The 14,946-nt window shown below is 71.2% G+C and carries 15 protein-coding genes and 1 pseudogene; 8 read left to right on the top strand and 8 right to left on the bottom strand.

The genetic code is table 11. The features are described 5' to 3' along the window. The 3 genes from FRZ03_RS03515 to FRZ03_RS03525 all read right to left on the bottom strand — a co-directional run. Positions 1–629, bottom strand: a 629-nt coding sequence (locus tag FRZ03_RS03515) for a TerD family protein (protein ID WP_146463661.1), incomplete at its 3' end; no start/stop codon positions are given. A 99-nt stretch (positions 630–728) separates the two neighbouring features. Next, the gene (locus FRZ03_RS03520) at positions 729–1,313 is read right to left on the bottom strand and encodes a TerD family protein (RefSeq protein WP_146463662.1); all 585 of its coding nucleotides are present in this window, start codon (positions 1,311–1,313) and stop codon (positions 729–731) included. 37 nt (positions 1,314–1,350) lie between these two features. Further along, positions 1,351–1,926 (bottom strand): TerD family protein, encoded by a 576-nt coding sequence (locus FRZ03_RS03525; protein ID WP_146463663.1) that lies wholly within the window; start codon positions 1,924–1,926, stop codon positions 1,351–1,353. 216 nt (positions 1,927–2,142) lie between these two features. On the opposite strand from FRZ03_RS03525, the gene FRZ03_RS03530 reads away from it, so the two are divergent. The 3 genes from FRZ03_RS03530 to FRZ03_RS03545 all read left to right on the top strand — a co-directional run bounded on the left by FRZ03_RS03530 (position 2,143) and on the right by FRZ03_RS03545 (position 4,349). Then, positions 2,143–2,526, top strand: coding sequence for a BlaI/MecI/CopY family transcriptional regulator (locus FRZ03_RS03530; RefSeq protein ID WP_146463664.1), 384 nt, complete (start codon positions 2,143–2,145; stop codon positions 2,524–2,526). A 6-nt stretch (positions 2,527–2,532) separates the two neighbouring features. Continuing rightward, positions 2,533–3,468 (top strand): M56 family metallopeptidase, encoded by a 936-nt coding sequence (locus tag FRZ03_RS03535; RefSeq protein ID WP_146463665.1) that lies wholly within the window; start codon positions 2,533–2,535, stop codon positions 3,466–3,468. A gap of 239 nt (positions 3,469–3,707) precedes the next feature. Further along, on the top strand, positions 3,708–4,349 hold the full coding sequence (locus tag FRZ03_RS03545) for an ATP-grasp domain-containing protein (protein ID WP_261398508.1): 642 nt from the start codon (positions 3,708–3,710) through the stop codon (positions 4,347–4,349). A 204-nt stretch (positions 4,350–4,553) separates the two neighbouring features. Here FRZ03_RS03545 and FRZ03_RS03550 read toward each other — a convergent pair whose 3' ends face one another. Next, positions 4,554–5,696 carry an FAD-dependent monooxygenase gene (locus FRZ03_RS03550; RefSeq protein WP_146463666.1) on the bottom strand — a complete coding sequence of 381 codons (1,143 nt, stop codon included), beginning with the start codon at positions 5,694–5,696 and terminating at the stop codon, positions 4,554–4,556. Between the two features lie 169 nt (positions 5,697–5,865). Here FRZ03_RS03550 and FRZ03_RS03555 point away from each other — a divergent pair, with 169 nt between their 5' ends. Continuing rightward, positions 5,866–6,243: an ArsR/SmtB family transcription factor gene (locus FRZ03_RS03555; RefSeq protein ID WP_146463667.1), complete on the top strand. Its 378-nt coding sequence runs from the start codon at positions 5,866–5,868 to the stop codon at positions 6,241–6,243. Between the two features lie 711 nt (positions 6,244–6,954). Here the strand turns inward: FRZ03_RS03555 and FRZ03_RS03560 are convergent. Then, positions 6,955–8,310 carry an MFS transporter gene (locus FRZ03_RS03560; RefSeq protein WP_261398509.1) on the bottom strand — a complete coding sequence of 452 codons (1,356 nt, stop codon included), beginning with the start codon at positions 8,308–8,310 and terminating at the stop codon, positions 6,955–6,957. A 171-nt stretch (positions 8,311–8,481) separates the two neighbouring features. After that, entirely contained in the window at positions 8,482–9,522 is a 1,041-nt protein-coding gene (locus FRZ03_RS03565) for an LLM class flavin-dependent oxidoreductase (protein WP_146463668.1), read from the bottom strand. A 270-nt stretch (positions 9,523–9,792) separates the two neighbouring features. Here FRZ03_RS03565 and FRZ03_RS03570 point away from each other — a divergent pair, with 270 nt between their 5' ends. After that, positions 9,793–10,128 (top strand): ArsR/SmtB family transcription factor, encoded by a 336-nt coding sequence (locus FRZ03_RS03570; RefSeq protein ID WP_146463669.1) that lies wholly within the window; start codon positions 9,793–9,795, stop codon positions 10,126–10,128. 626 nt (positions 10,129–10,754) lie between these two features. Here FRZ03_RS03570 and FRZ03_RS03580 read toward each other — a convergent pair. Further along, positions 10,755–10,973: pseudogene (locus tag FRZ03_RS03580) on the bottom strand (IS110 family transposase); the annotation flags it as partial. A 432-nt stretch (positions 10,974–11,405) separates the two neighbouring features. On the opposite strand from FRZ03_RS03580, the gene FRZ03_RS03585 reads away from it, so the two are divergent. The 3 genes from FRZ03_RS03585 to FRZ03_RS40950 all read left to right on the top strand — a co-directional run bounded on the left by FRZ03_RS03585 (position 11,406) and on the right by FRZ03_RS40950 (position 14,432). Further along, entirely contained in the window at positions 11,406–12,671 is a 1,266-nt protein-coding gene (locus FRZ03_RS03585) for a serine hydrolase domain-containing protein (RefSeq protein ID WP_146463670.1), read from the top strand. A 145-nt stretch (positions 12,672–12,816) separates the two neighbouring features. Beyond that, a complete protein-coding gene (locus FRZ03_RS03590; RefSeq protein ID WP_146463671.1) occupies positions 12,817–13,542 on the top strand; it encodes a dienelactone hydrolase family protein in 726 nt (241 codons plus the stop codon). 173 nt (positions 13,543–13,715) lie between these two features. Then, entirely contained in the window at positions 13,716–14,432 is a 717-nt protein-coding gene (locus FRZ03_RS40950; protein WP_398659630.1) for an STAS domain-containing protein, read from the top strand. A 2-nt stretch (positions 14,433–14,434) separates the two neighbouring features. Here FRZ03_RS40950 and FRZ03_RS03605 read toward each other — a convergent pair whose 3' ends face one another. Next, entirely contained in the window at positions 14,435–14,728 is a 294-nt protein-coding gene (locus FRZ03_RS03605; RefSeq protein ID WP_146463672.1) for a hypothetical protein, read from the bottom strand. Between the last annotated feature and the right edge of the window lie 218 nt (positions 14,729–14,946).

Genomic DNA, 14,946 nt, shown 5'->3' on the forward strand with positions numbered 1-14,946 from the left:
TTCGATGCCAAGACCCGGGCCGGGTCCGGGGCCGCAGGCGGGGCCGGCTGGGCCGGGGCCGTCTCCCGCAGCACGTCCACGCCGTAGTCGCAGGCGATACCCGCGAGCCCCGAGGCGTAACCCTGGCCGACCGCGCGGAACTTCCACTCCGCGCCGTGCCGGTAGAGCTCGCCGAGGACCAGGGCGGTCTCGTCGGACAGGGCGGCGCCGGTCAGTTCGAAGCGGGCCAGTTCGGTGCCGCCGTCCTCGTCCAGGACGCGGATGCGAGCGCGGCGGACCTGCTCGAAGGTGTGGCCGCGGGCCGCCGCCTCGTACAGGGAGACGGGGAAGACGACCTTCTGCACGGCGTCCGGGAGCCGGTCGAGGTCGACCCTGATCCGCTGGTCGTCCCCGTCGGCCGGGCCGCCCTGGCCGGAGTGCCGGACCGAACCGTCCGGGCTGCTCGGGTTGTTGTAGAACACGAAGTGCTCGTCCGACAGGACCTTGCCCGAGCCGTCGCACAGCAACGCACCGGCGTCCAGCTCATAGCCGGTGTCCGCCTGCCAGCCCAGCCCGACCGTCACGGCAGTCAGACCGGGGGCCTGTCTGCTCAGCGACACATTGCCGCCCTTGGTCAGGGTCGCGCTCATGCAAATCCTCCACAGCTGCCCCGGAACACGCGTCCATGACGATCAACGGGTCGCATCCCGCATCGGTTCCACGGTCGCGTATGAGATCGATCAAGAAATTCAGAGGTGCGCGGCGATCGCGGGGAGCAGGTCCTGGAAGGTCCGCCCCGAGGCCGGCTCCCCGATCGCCTGCAACTGCCAGCCGCCGGCCGTGCGATGGAGCTTCGCCATGATCTGCGCCGTGTAGGCGCCGCCGCCGCTGAGGGTGTAGCGGGCGAGTTCCCCGCCGGTCTGCTCGTCGACCAGCCGGCAGAAGGCGTTCTGCACCTCGCCGAAGGTCTGCCCCGTGAAGGAGTTGACCGTGAAGACGATCTGGTCGACACGGCCGGGGACGCGTGCGAGGTCGACCAGGATGACCTCGTCGTCGTCCCCGGCCCCCGCCCCGCCCACGAGGTTGTCGCCCAGGTGCCGCACGGAGCCGTCGTCGCTGGCCAGGTGCTGGAAGAACACGACGTCGACGGGCTGTCCGCCCGCGAACAGCACGGCGGAGGCGTCGAGGTCGATCTCCCGGGTGCCGGCCAGCTTGGCCAGGAACCCCTTGCGCGGCGCGGCCTGCCAGCCCAGGCCCATCCGGACGGCGCTCAGCGCACCGCCGTCCGCCTTGTCGAGACTGATCCGCTGGCCCTTGCTCAGATTGACCGACACGGGTGTGCTCCCTCTCGCTCGCGGGGTGGTGCGGGTGTCAGACGTTGACGCCGAAGTCGCCGGCGATGCCCGCGAGTCCGGAGGCGTAGCCCTGGCCGACCGCGCGGAACTTCCACTCCGCGCCGTTGCGGTACAGCTCGCCGAAGACCATCGCGGTCTCGGTGGAGGCGTCCTCGGACAGGTCGTAGCGGGCGAGTTCGGAGCCGCCGGCCTGGTTGACGACGCGGATGAAGGCGTTGCGGACCTGACCGAAGCTCTGGCCGCGGTTCTCGGCGTCGTGGATGGAGACGGGGAAGACGATCCGGTCGACCTCGGCGGGCACGGCCGTCAGGTTCACCTTGATGGTCTCGTCGTCGCCCTCGCCCTCACCGGTGAGGTTGTCGCCGGTGTGCTCGACCGAGCCGTCGGGGCTGGTGAGGTTGTTGTAGAAGACGAAGTGCCGGTCGGAGACGACCTTGCCCGAGGCGTCCAGCAGCAGCGCGGAGGCGTCGAGGTCGAAGTCGGTGCCCGTGGTGGTGCGCACGTCCCAGCCCAGCCCGACGAGCACCGCGCTGAGCCCGGGCGCCTCCTTGCTCAGCGACACGTTGCCACCCTTGGACAGGGAAACACCCATGGTTCGTCCTTCCACACATGGTCGGTACTGATCCGGCTCCCGGATCCGATCTTGAATCTACAACACTGTAGAAGTTGATGCGGGTACGGCACGGACGGCGCCCGCGCGAGGAGCGTGATCCGGCCACGCGCGGGTCCTCTGTACGATGTGACGCTCCTTCGGCACGAGGGGTTGAGGCAGGGCCGGGGCATACAGGTGACAGAGGGGAGACAGCGGGTGACGGAGCCGGACGCGCACCGTCGGCGCAGGGCGCACGGGGCGTTGGAGACACGGGTGCTCGCCGCGCTGCACGAGGCCGGCGGCCCGGTGACCGCGGGCTGGGTGCAGGAGCACCTGGCCGCGGGCCTCGCGTACACGACCGTGATGACGGTGCTGGGCCGGCTGCTGGCGAAGAAGGCCGTCACCCGCAGGCGTGAGGGGCGGTCCTTCGTCTGGTTGCCAGCCGCGGACGAGGCCGGGCTGGCCGCGCTGAAGATGCGCCGGGTGCTGGACGGCGAGCAGGACCGGCGGGCGGTGCTGGCCAGTTTCATCACCGCGCTGCCGGAGGGCGACGAGCGACTGCTGCGGGAACTGCTGGAGCACACCGAGGGCGACGGCTGAGACGCGATGGGGATCTTCGTCTTCCTGCCCCTGGTGCTGCCGTTGAGCGCCTGGCCCATCGCGCGGCTGGCCGAGCCCCGGCTGCACCCGCGCACCGCGACCGTGCTGCTGACCTCGGTCGCCACCGTGCTGGCGCTGTGCAGCACGGTGTGCCTGGCCCTGCTGGTGGTGGTCGGCACCGCCCAACTGCCCGGCAATCCGCTGCCGGACGGCTGGTCCGACCCGGAGGTGCGCGAGAGTGTGCCCCGGCACGAGATCACCGGCAAGGCCGCGATTCCCGCGCTGCTCGCGGTCGTCGCCGCGTGCGGCCGTACCCTGGTCCGTCACGCGCGGGTGCGCCGGCGGGCCCACCGGGCGCTCGCGGGGCTGCCGGACACCCGCGTGGCGGTGCTGCCGGACGCGGAGCCCTACGCCTACGCCCTGCCGGGCGGCCGACGGGACCGGGTCGTGGTGTCCACGGCCATGCTGGCATCCCTGACGTCAGGGGAGCGGCGCGCCCTGTTCGCGCACGAGCGGGCCCATCTCGCCGCCCGGCACCACCGCCATCTGCTGCTGGTCCGACTGGCCGCCTGCGCCAACCCGTTCCTGCTGCCGCTGCGCACGGCGGTGGCCTACACGGCGGAGCGGTGGGCGGACGAGGAGGCCGCGCGGGCGGTGGGCAGCCGCAGGGTGGTGGCCCGCGCGATCGGCAGGGCGGCGCTGGCCGGCGGCCGCGGCGCGCCCGCGCCGACGCTGCCCGCGCTCGCCGCGCCCGGCCCGCTCCCCCGCCGGGTCGCCGCCCTCCTCGGACCGGCCCCGGCCGCACGCGCCTGGCCGTCGCTGTTCACGGCGGCCGGTCTCGCGGTGTGGACCGCGACCACCGGGGCCGCCCTGTCCGCGATGTTCTCCGCCAACTCGGCGCTCACCCTGCTGCTCGTGCTGCACGCGGCCACCCCCCTGTGAGCCGGGCGGGCCGCCGGGGAGAATCACGGCCGTGACCGTCACCCCGGACCGCGCCGCCGCCCGCCGCAGCCTGGAGGGGCCGGCGCTCGGCGACGCCTTCGGCGAACGCTGGTTCCCCCTGTTCCGTGCACCGCGGCAGGCCCGCGACGAGATCCGCGCCCGGCGCGCCCCCGAGCAAGAGCCCTGGCACTGGGCCGACGACACCGCGATGGCCCTGGCCCTGCTGCATGGGCACCGGCATGGTGGCGATAACCGACGAAGCGGAACTGCGGCAGTACCTGTCCCGGCCGCACAAGGGCGACTTCATTCTGGAGCAGTGCGTCTCCGGGGAGATCTGCTCGGTGGAAGTGTTGGGCGCCCGAGGCACCTACGTGGTGCAGCCCGTCGTGTGGCAGGGGCCGGCGGAGACCGGCCCGGTGTTCGACTTCGGCCGGCCGCGCTATGCGACCCCGTGCCCCGGGCACGACGAGGCGTTCGCCCCGGTGGCCGAGAAGCTCCGGGAGCTGTGCCGCGGACTGGACCTGGAGGGCGCCGTCGGGATCGACCCGATCTACGCGGACGGTCGCTGCCGGATCCTGGAGATCAACCCCCGGGTCGCCGGCACCACCACGCCGTGCATCGCCGCCTCCGGGCTGAACACCTACGACTGCCTCCTGTCGATCCTGGACGGCAGCCGGCCCGCCACGCCGGTGCCCGCCGTGGCCCCGGGGCGGCGGGTGTGCCTCCAGTTCCCGATCCACGACCCCACCCCCGCGTTCCTCCGCGACGTCACGCGTGAACTGGGCGTCGTCCGCACGCAGACGCTCACCATCGACGGAGTGCGGCACCCCGACATCGTCATCACCTGCGAGCTCGACGACCGGGACGCACTTCCCGCATAAAGGTGCCCGGCTGCGCGGTGCCGGCGACGATCCATTGCGGACTGACGAGAGCCCGTGGTCGGCGCATCGTGGGGCGCGAGGAGCATTGGAACGGAAGCCGGCGCAACCTCTTGGTGGGCCGCTGACGGAGCGTCGGCGGCCGGACCTGTCGGAAGTTGTTCCACGGGGTCAGGCCGGGATTGTGCTGGACGAGCACACAGCCCTCTACCGGTTCGCGGCTTCGCGAGAGGCGATCCGGTTCGTGCGACCGACCGCGCGGCCCACGGCGTTGCGCACCGCGAGGCCCGGCCGGGTGCGGGGCACCATGAGCCTGGTGAGCAGACCGACGCGTCGCTGCCGCGGACCTACCTCACGGCGGAGCCGCGACTCGTAGGCGGCGAAGGCGCGGGCGTGATCACCGGGATGGGCGGCGAGCTCTTCTGCGAGGGCGTACGCGCCCGCCATCGCCATGCTGGACCCGTCGCCCAGCAGGGCTGTCGCCGCCGCCGCGTCCCCGAGCAGTACGACCCGTCCGCGGGACCACGAGGGCACCCGGACGGTGGTCAGGGGGTCGAAGAACGGAGCGGGGTGGTCGAGGAACGCCGCCACGAGTTCCGGTGCCCGCCACCGCACGTCGGCGTAGGCGTCGGCCACGGTCTGCTTGTGAAGGGCGATGTTCTTGCGGTCGTGGGGCGCCGGCTGTGCGGCCCGGAAGGTGAAGATCGCGAGCGGAGTGGTCCGCGAGGGGTGGAGGACCAGCATCCGGTTCGGCACGGTCAGCATCGTCATCTCGGTCGGGTCCTCGATGGCGTCGGGTTCCAGCGGGACGGTCGCGCCGTACAGGCCCAGGTCGCTCGCGAACTGCCGCTCGGGGCCGAATACCAGGCGCCGTACGGTGGAGTGCATCCCGTCGGCACCGACCACCAAGTCGAAGCGCCGTGGCGCGGACCGCCGGAAGGTGACGTCCACCCCGCTTTCATCCTGGTCGAGAGCGGTGACCGTGTCGTCGAACAAGAACTCGGCCTCGGTCTGCGCCGACCGGTGGAGCACCTCGGACAGGTCGGCTCGGGTCACTTCGACCGTCGGCGCCTTGTCCGAGGTGAGCGGGAGTTGCAGGATCCGCCTGCCGTCGGGGTCGAGCAGGGTCAGTGATCGATTGCGGGTGGCGAGCCCGCGGAGCTGCGGGAGGATGCCCATGCGGTCGGCGACCGGGATCGCGGGCCCCTTCACGACGATCGCGCTACCACCGGAGCGCAGCTGCCGGGCATGTTCGACGACCGTTGGCCGGTATCCATTCCGGGAGAGCCAGTAGGCGAGTGCGGGTCCTGCGATTCCGGCACCGACTATCAGCACCTCGGATTTCTTCATGACGATGACCTCTCGGAGCGTCGATGACCAGGTCCCCGGCGAGTGCCGGGCCGGGTCTCAGGGGGAGGCGGCACCGGGCAGCGCGAACGGGTCAAGGTACGATCAAATTCGTACACCAGTGGAGCACATCTTGAGGTACGATGCAAGTCGTACTTGAAGGAGGTGCGGCGTGGCCGGGAGAAACCTGGTCGGCCCGGAGGCCGATGCGCTCGATCTGGGTACGGTGTTTCGCGCCCTCGCCGACGAGCACCGTCGTTCGGTGATGACGGAGTTGGCCGCCGACCGCAGCGACAGCGAGCGGGGCTGCAACTCGTTCGATCTTCCGATCTCGAAGCAGACCCAGACCCACCACTTCCGGGTCCTGCGCGAAGCGGGTCTCATCGACGAGATCGACTACGGCAACCGCAAGGGCATCCGACTTCGGCGCGCGGACATCGAGAAGAGATTCCCCCGGCTGCTCACGCTCCTGGGCGCAGAGTCCCCGGGCGGTACTGCTCCTCGCCGAGCACAGCTCAGCACACCGGAGGGGAGTCCGAGTCGGCCCTGAGCCGCGAGCTCGACCGGATCCAGCTCGCGGCCGGCTCGCAGGTAGCCGAGCACGACGCGGACACGAATGGACCGGTGTCGCTTCGACCACCGTCCCGCGCTCGTGATCGGCGCCGAACTCTTCCCACACTCCCTCACGCCCACACCCACTGAGGTTTCCTCAACCTGCGTGCGGAGCAGGGCCACTGGGGTGAGGGCGGGGTCCGGGCGTGGAGAAGCTCCTGGTAGACGGGTGCGTGTCGAGTCCGAGCCATCCTGCCAGGAGCTTTCCGCATGCTTGCCGACCCAGCCGGGGGCGATCTGTCTCCGCTCTGCGCTTCCCCGCCCGTGAGTTGACCGCTCGGCGAGATCTGCGCGACCCCCGCCGGAGGCGCGACAACCCACCGTCAACGGGTGCCGACCGATGGAACCGAGCGCTCCCACCACCCACCCCGATCGACCGAGCGGCGACCCCCGGCAAGCCGCGGCCGCCGCACCCGGTCTCGCAGTCCGGACCGTCCGGGAAGGGACGAGCGACCGGCCGGAGCGCGATGTGTGGCTGACACGAGCGGCACGGACACCGCGGACACCCCACTCGGAGCGGGTCCGCGGTGTCCGCCGCACGCTGTGCCGTGGTGCCTGTCCGTGGCCCGGGCCCCGCGCGGGTGTGAGGACCGTGCAGCCACACGCCGGCGGCCTCGGCCACTCCGCGCGGCGGCCCGGTGGTTCACACCTATGTGCCGACCTGATCAGCGATCGGGTCTTCCTGGTGCTGGTCCGGGTCGGCCGACAGAGTGCCCGCAGCCGGGCTCTTGTGCGCCCGGTGGAGCACATTGATGACCACGGCCAGCAGTAGGGGCAGGAGCGCCAACGCGATCACCACGAGATGGAAGACCTCCGCGTAGGCCCCGGCGGCTCCGCTGCCACCTGCCGAGACTTTCCGGGCGAGGCCGGGATCGTCGATGCGGGCGGACAGGAGTCCGGCCGTCACCGCGGCGTAGACCCCTACGGCGGCCGCCTCACTGCCCAGACGGACGAAGTTCAGCACACCGGCCGCGGCCCCCGCACTACGGGCGGGCACGGCGGCGAGGGCCTCCCCGTCGATGAGGCCGATCGGGAGCCCCCAGCCGAATCCCAGGAGGACCATGGGGAGCACGAGGGTCCACTTCGGGGCGTCGGGGCCGAGGAGCAACATGCCGAGATCACCGACGACGAGCACGACGAGCGACACGTTGATGATCACCATGGGGGTGATCCGGCGTACGCGGTGGACCAGTGTCGTGGCGAGGACCGGAGCGACGAGCACCGGCAGCGTCAGGGGCAGGAGGAACACGCCGGCCTGGCCGGCACTCATGCCGAGGACCGCGCTCAGCGCGACGGGCAGATAGGTCAGCAGGGTCACGTAGCCGAGGGACCCCGCGACCGGCACCAGGATGACGGCCAGGAAGTACCGGTTGCGTACCGGTGAGAAGTCGATCAGCTTGCGGTTGCCCTCCACAGGGTGCCTGTGGTCCTTCGGCAGGGCGCCACCGGCCAGCAGGGCCACGATCGAGATGGCACCGGCGGCGGCGAAGACGCCCTGCCACCCGACGAACGTCACCAGCCCCCCGGAGAGGGTCGGTCCTGCGGCCAGGCCCAGACCGACCGTTGTGCCCAGCAAAGCGAAGGCACGAGCGCGCCGGGCACCGGAATACGCGTTGGACAGCAGGGCCGTGCCACCGGTGGCCACCGCGGCGCCGCCCACTCCGGCGAGCAGGCGTCCCGCGTCGAGAACGTACAGGTTCGGGGACACGACGCTGAGCACGGAGGCACCCAGGATGAACAGGGAACCGATCATGAAGGTGCGCTTGTGTCCGAGCCGGTCGGAGAGTGCTCCCCAGACCAGGGTGAACAGGGCGAACGAGACGTTGAACCCATTCACGACCCACTGGAGGGCGGTCGGGGAGTCGCCCAGGTCTCGGGAGATGTCGGGAAGGGCGATCGCCGTTCCCGCGATGCTGATGGGCAGGACGAACATCGTGAGCAGGATGACGGGCGTCAGGAACCACGGCGGGTTCGCGCCCTCCGCATGCCTCGCAGTGCTGGTCACTGGCCCACCCCTCTAGGTATGAATATGTTCATACCTAGAGTCAAGCAGGAAGTGTAGGTACGAAGCAACTCGTACCTGATGTGATCTGACGGACAGGTGCGCTGTCGGCGATCGGACAGGTGGTCGTGCCCGCCCGGCCGACCGGGCGGGCACGACCACCTCGGCGTCGCGTCAGCGGCTCCGGCTCCAGCCGAGGGCCGCCGGGGCAATGTGCTCGGCGATGTTCTCCAGGATCCGGAGGTTCTCGTCGGCTCCGAGGAGGTTGGGGATGGTGACCAGCAGGGTGTCCGCGGTGCGTACCGCTTCGTCCTTCGACAGGGCCTCCACCACCGTGTCGGGCTCCCCGATGAAGCTCTTGCCGAACCGCGACACGGCTCCGCCGAGAACGCCGACGTGTTCTCTCGACCCCTGTGCGGCGGCCGCACCGAACAGGGCGCGGTCGCGGTCCGAGACGATGGGCAGGATGCTGCGCACCACCGCCACCCTGGGTGTTCCCGGATGGCCCGCGCGGTGCCAGGCCTCGCGGAAGAGCTCGATCTGTTCCGTCTGCAGCTGCGCGAACGGGACTCCGGTGTCCTCGGAGAGCAGCGTGCTGCTCAGCAGGTGCATCCCTTGTTCTCCGGTCCACTGGGCGCTCTGCCGTGTGGCCGAGCCCCACCAGATCCGCTGGGGCAGGGTGTCGGATCGGGGTTCGATCGCGAGCGGCACGGTGACACCGGTTTCCGTGGGGTCGCTCATCGCCATCGGGGCCCCCGCGATCGCCGCCCTGAAACGCTCCGTGTGCGCCCGCGCCATGTCCCTGGCGCGGGAATCGTCGGTGGGGCCGGGGTGGTGGCCGAAGGCTTCGTAGCCCCGCAGAGCGGGTTCCTGTGACCCTCGGCTCAGGCCGAGTTGCAGGCGGCCGCCGCTGATGAGGTCGGCGGCGGCGGCGAGTTCGGCCATCATGAGCGGGTTCTCGTAGCGCATGTCTATGACGGCGGATCCGAGTTCCATCCGCCGCGTCCGCGCCGCCGTCGCCGCCAGCAGTGCCCAGGGGCTGGCGAACTGCCGCTGGTAGTGGTGCACGCGGACCCAGGCGCCGTCGAAGCCGAGGCGCTCGGCGCCGACGGCGATGTCGATGTGCTGGGTCAACGCTTCGGCCGCGCCACCGGCCTGCGAGCCGGGCGCGTGCTGGTGGTGTCCGAAAGAGAGCAGTCCGAGCCGCTTCCTCATCTTCTCGCCTTCCTTCAGCCCTGGAAAAGGGTCCGAATCCGGCCGGTCGCGCGACGGTCGCAGGAGGCGGGTCGCGGTTTCGTCGCATGGTGAGCACCGGCGCCCTTCCGGGCGGAGGCGACGACGGCCATGACCGGCAACAGGTACGTCCAATGTCGTACCTCAGTGAAACATGCGGCCAAGGTACGAGACAAGTCGTACTTGGGGCGGTGGTCGGCAGAATCGCCTTCTCAGGTACCGTGGACGTCGTACTTGTTGGAGGTGGGCTCCATGGTGGAAACGGTCGTGCCCCAGGCCGACACCGATGTCCTGGACCTGGGTGCGGTGCTGCGTGCTCTCGCCGACGAACACCGGCGCGCGGTGATGATCGAGCTGGCCGCGGACAGGAGTGACGGTGAGCGCACCTGCCACTCGTTCAATCTTCCCGTGAGCAAGCAGACCAGGACTTACCACTTCCGCACCCTGCGCGACGCCGGGCTGATCTGCGAGACCAACTACGGGAACAAGAAGGGCGTCAGACTTCGCAGAGCGGAGATCGACCGCCGCTTCCCGGGGCTGCTCGACCTGCTCGCCGCGGAGTTCAGCCAGGTCAACCCGGCATCGTGACAGCCGACACGCGCCAGGTCGCCGTCCTTCGGCGTGGAAGGGTGCCGTCCGTCCGGTGACGGCACCCTTGTCGATCGGGCGACGCACCGGCGGTCGTCCGGCCCGGACCAACCACCCCGGACGCGGGCGTGGGGCGTGAATCCCCGCTCGCTACGCCGTATCGACGTGGGAACGGCGGGCCAGTTCCTCCATCTTCCACAGGCCGGCGTCGAAGCCGATGCGCCTGCCGGGCGAGCAGGCGGCCCTTCCTGGCCAATGCTGTTCGGAAGTCGCCGGCAGCCCGGTGCTGTCCTCCGGGCGCTGAGCCCCGCCAAGGGGTGAGCCGGGAGAGTCCCGCCGGTTGGAGGTACCGCTGCGATCGTCCGGCTTCCGGATGGCCCGCTCGCCGGTGGTGTACTCACGACCACCCATGCCCCGTGGGCCGGAGGCCGGCTCACGGCTGGTGACGCCGACCGGGGCCTGTACGTCCCGGTACACCGCGGCCCGGTGACCGGCGTCGTCCTGGCGGAGGTCCGGGTCACCATCCTGCGCCCGTAGCAGCCCGCCGCCACGCGGCTGACGTGCGAGACCCCGGGCCCTGTCGGCGGGCCCGGGGTCTCACGGGGGGGGGACCTCTATGTCCTTCCTCAAGCGAGGCGTGGGGTTCTGGGTTCGTAGAAGGTGCCGTCGCGGAGCATCGCGAACAGCACGCTGATGCGGTGGCGGGCCAGGCGGAGAAGTGCCTGGGTGCGGGTCTTTCCACGGGGCCGGCATCGGTCGTCGTAGGTGCGGGAGGCGGGATCGTGCAGGGCGGCGGACGCGGACAGGAACATCGCCCGTTTGAACTGCCGGTTGCCGCCTCTGGGCAGCTACCACGAGCAGGCCCTCCACTGATGGGGCGAGGTGCACGGGAGGACGTCGGGCACGCTGCACGGCGGCGAGACCGACCCGGCCGGCGCGGCTGGCGTCTACCGGGAAGTCCTGCGGCTGGCACGGGAGTTGCCGTTGCCCGGCCGAGCCGCGCGGGTCCTCGAACCGGCCGCCCTGCAGGAGCCGGGAGGCGCGGCCACCAGGACCGATGCACCTCATTGTGTTAGCCGTTCCAAGCGCGGGCAGGGGCATATTCCGCACGCCGGTGTCGCGGGCGGCGCGGATCCGGTCGGCGCCAACCCTGACCAGGAGTCAGGGAGACCCAGGGCCGAAGCCAGGGACATTCCCGATGCACCGTCCGCCGGCCGAACGGCACCATGATCGAGGACGTTCGACCGGCGTCCGACGTGCTCACCCGGAGTAGACCGATGAACGCCTTCAAGCGACGCCTCACCCCGCTGGCGCTGGCCGCCGCCGCACTGGTCGCCACCACCGCTGCCGCCGCTCCGGCCCTGGCCGCTGGTGCGCCGGCCGTCCACGCGGCCGCCGCCACGCAGAGTGCAGTGCCGATCGGTGCCTCCGGGCTCAACACGGCGGCCCTCGACGCGGCGGTCGGCCTGCACCCCGGCGACCGGGCGGGCGGTCAGCTGGCCCGGGTCAGCACCCCGGACCAGATCTGGCGGGGCAGTTCCTCGGACGCTTTCACCGGTCGGCCGATCTCACCCGACGCGCACTTCCACGTCGGCAGCATCTCCAAGGCATTCGAGGCCACAGTGGCCCTCCAGCTCGCCGCCAATGGGAAGCTCGACCTCGACCAGACCGTCCAGCACTATCTGCCCGGCCTCCTGCCCGACAGCTACCAGCCCATCACCGTCAGGCAGTTGCTCAACCACACCAGCGGCCTGCCGGACATGCAGGCGGGCATCCTCAACCCCACCGCCGACCAGCTGATCGCCGAACACCTCGACTACTTCACCCTCGACGACGTCATCCACTCCAGCCTGCACCCGGCGGACGGCTCGACTCCGCCTCTGCACTTCACCCCGGGCAGCAAGCAGGAGTACAGCTCGCTCGGCTACCGCATCGCTGCGAAGATCATCGAACAGGTGACCGGCAACTCCTTCGGTGACGAGGTGACCAGCCGGGTGATCCGGCCGCTCCACCTGAACCACACATCCGTCCCCGAGGGCGACACCCGGATACCCCGGCCGGCCCTGCACGGCTACGTCATCGACTCCACCGGTCGGCCCGTGGACGTCAGTGAACAGGGCGACGACGCCACCGCCATCATCTCCACCGCACCCGACCTCGACCGCTTCATCAGTGCCCTGTTCAGCGGTCGGCTGCTCGCCCCCGAGCGGCTCAACGAGATGTTCGCCGCCCCGCTCGACAGCGCAGGCAACCCCCTCCGCTACGCGGACGGCAGCGACTGCGACACCGGCCCCGCCAAGGGCACGGCCTGCTACGGCGCCGGTCTGAAGAGCGTCACGCTGCCCGACGGCACCGTCCTGTGGGGCAAGACCGGCCACGACATCGGCTACGCCAGCGGCGTTTTCGCCACCCGCGACCTGAAGCTGCGCACCGTCTACGCCGTCGGCACCTCCACCGCTGACAACGGCGGCTCCCCAGCCGTCGCCAACCGCCTGATCACCGCTCTGCTCACCCCGCCCCAGGCCACCACCCCCGCCCGCTGAAAGAGGCTTCGACTGCCGGCCGGGGAGCAGCCTCATCGTTTGCCGACAGGCGGCCGACGCGTCCGGGTAATGTCGGGGCAGACCGCTGTCTGCCATCGGTGAACACCATCCTGAGCGGGCGCAACGGTCAGTACGGTCCAGAGTCATGACGACGATTACGACGCGTACGGTCGAGTATGCGGCCGACGGTTTAACGATGATCGGGCACCTCGCGCTCCCGGCCGGTGTCGACCGCCGGCCCGCGGTGCTGCTCGGGCCTGAGGGCACGGGGCTCAGCGACGTCGAGCGCCGCAGGGCCGATGCTCTCGCCGAGCTGGGATATGTAGCGCTGGCCTTCGACCTTCACGGCGGGCGCTATTTGGGGGACCCCGAGGAGATGCTGGCCCGCTGCATGCCGCTGCTCGACGACCCCGACCGGATGCGCGGCATCGGCCACGCGGCGCTCGACGTGTTGCGCACCGAACCGCGAACCGACCCCGATCGGATAGCCGCCGTCGGCTACGGCACCGGGGGCGCCATCGCGTTGGAACTCGGGCGCGATGGCGTCGACCTGCGTGCAATCGCGACAGTCAACGGGCTGATCACAGGCCGACCGGGCGAGGCGGCGCGCATCCGCTGCCCGGTATGGGCCGGAGTCGGGTCGGAAGACCCGATCATGGCGCCCGCGCAACGGGACGCGTTCACCGCCGAGATGCAGGCCGCGGGCGTCGACTGGCGCCTCGTGGTGTACGGGGGAGCTTTGCACGCCTTCCACCATCCATCGGTCGACCACACCGTGCGGCCCGGCGTCGGCTACCACCCACGGCACGCACAGCGAGCCTGGCGTGACGTCGTCACTCTGCTCGCCGAGTGCCTGCCCGCCACGGACTGATCCGATCGGCTCCTGATACTCACTCCGCCGTCCATGCGCTGGCCGTAGAGCCGCTCTCCGCCCGCCAGAGCGGCCTCCAGCGGCCCGCGAACCTTCCACTGGCCCTCGGGCGCGTCGATGTCCTCACGGTCCACCGGGCGGGTGGCGCCGCCGGGCGCGTTCTTCCACCCGATCTGCGGCGGGTCGTCACCGAGGCGGCGCGCTCGGCGGAGGTCACCCACACCCATCCCGAGGGGGTGGCCGGCGCCGTCGCGGTGACGGTCGCCGCCGCGCTGTCCGCGCGGGGCGGGCTGAGCGTGGCCGAGGTGGTGGCCCTGACCCCGGCGGGTACGGTCCGCGAGGGGCCGGCCCGGGCCGACGACACGGTCCCGTTCGCCGTGTGGCGTGCCGCCCGCGTGGCTGCGGCGCCGGGAGCCGCTTCCCGGGACGGGCGGCGACGAATCCGCATCCTCCGGGGAATCCGGGGCAGGCGGCTCGTGAACGGGTCCGCCCGGGGACCTTCGGACAGGCGCGAGGTATGTGTGGCAGGCAGTGGGAGCACCGGCGAACTGGAACCGGACGGGCTGTCCGTCGACCGGAACCCGGTCGGCGGGGTCACCGTGGTCACGGTGGCCGGCGAGGTCGACCACCGGACCGCGGGCGCACTGCGGCGCGCGCTGATCCCCCTGGACCCCGCTCCGGCGCCGCGCACGGTCGCCGACCTCTCCGGGGTGGGATTCATGGACTCCAGCGGCATCAACGTCCTCATCGCCGCCCATCAGGCGCATGAGCCGGGCGGCTGGCTGCGCCTGGCCGGGGTGCGCAGGCCCGTGCTGCGCACCCTGGAGATGGTCGGCCTCACCGGGCTGCTCGACTGCTACCCGGACGTACGGGCCGCGTTGGACGCCTGACGCTACGACGTGGCGGTGGAGTGCGACAGGGGAACGGTGGCCTCGGCGTCGTCCCTGATCGACTCGACCACCGCCTGGTGCAGCTCCCGGCTGCCCCGTTCGGAGCGGCAGGGCACCGGGCTGCCGCTGAGCGTGTACCAGTGGGAGGTGCCGCTGTACTGCACCGCCACGTCGGCCACCCGGCCGTCCCAGGTGGTGTGGACGGTGAGGTCACCCGTGAGGACGCCCGCCTCGACGGTACGGGCGCCGCCCCGGCCGGTGAAGACACCGGGGGTGGTCCATGATGCCCAGACCATGCTCTCAGCCTCTCTTCTCGGGTGTCCGCCCCCCTCGGAGGGGTGTGGGGTAGGGGTTTGGGGCTGTATGTCAGTGTTGCCTGCTTTCCATGGTGCCCCGGCGGGCAGGAAGCGGCTGGGGCCGTCCGGCCCCGATACGGGCCGCGGTGCCGTACGGCACTGGTGCGCCGACGGTTCTCGTGCTGTGCTGGTGAGTGGCGGGAAGGACGTGCAGACGC

Origin of the sequence: Streptomyces misionensis, assembly GCF_007896895.1 — a bacterium.
Lineage (GTDB): Bacteria > Actinomycetota > Actinomycetes > Streptomycetales > Streptomycetaceae > Streptomyces > Streptomyces misionensis_A.

Bases quoted from the DNA above. Each gene is read 5' to 3' on its own strand.
- FRZ03_RS03550 (WP_146463666.1), bottom strand. From the start codon at position 5,696: ATGAAGAAATCCGAGGTGCTGATAGTCGGTGCCGGAATCGCAGGACCC.
- FRZ03_RS03525 (WP_146463663.1), bottom strand. From the start codon at position 1,926: ATGGGTGTTTCCCTGTCCAAGGGTGGCAACGTGTCGCTGAGCAAGGAG.
- FRZ03_RS03605 (WP_146463672.1), bottom strand. From the start codon at position 14,728: ATGGTCTGGGCATCATGGACCACCCCCGGTGTCTTCACCGGCCGGGGC.
- FRZ03_RS03590 (WP_146463671.1), top strand. From the start codon at position 12,817: ATGACGACGATTACGACGCGTACGGTCGAGTATGCGGCCGACGGTTTA.
- FRZ03_RS03545 (WP_261398508.1), top strand. From the start codon at position 3,708: ATGGTGGCGATAACCGACGAAGCGGAACTGCGGCAGTACCTGTCCCGG.
- FRZ03_RS03565 (WP_146463668.1), bottom strand. From the start codon at position 9,522: ATGAGGAAGCGGCTCGGACTGCTCTCTTTCGGACACCACCAGCACGCG.
- FRZ03_RS03570 (WP_146463669.1), top strand. From the start codon at position 9,793: ATGGTGGAAACGGTCGTGCCCCAGGCCGACACCGATGTCCTGGACCTG.
- FRZ03_RS03535 (WP_146463665.1), top strand. From the start codon at position 2,533: ATGGGGATCTTCGTCTTCCTGCCCCTGGTGCTGCCGTTGAGCGCCTGG.
- FRZ03_RS03585 (WP_146463670.1), top strand. From the start codon at position 11,406: ATGAACGCCTTCAAGCGACGCCTCACCCCGCTGGCGCTGGCCGCCGCC.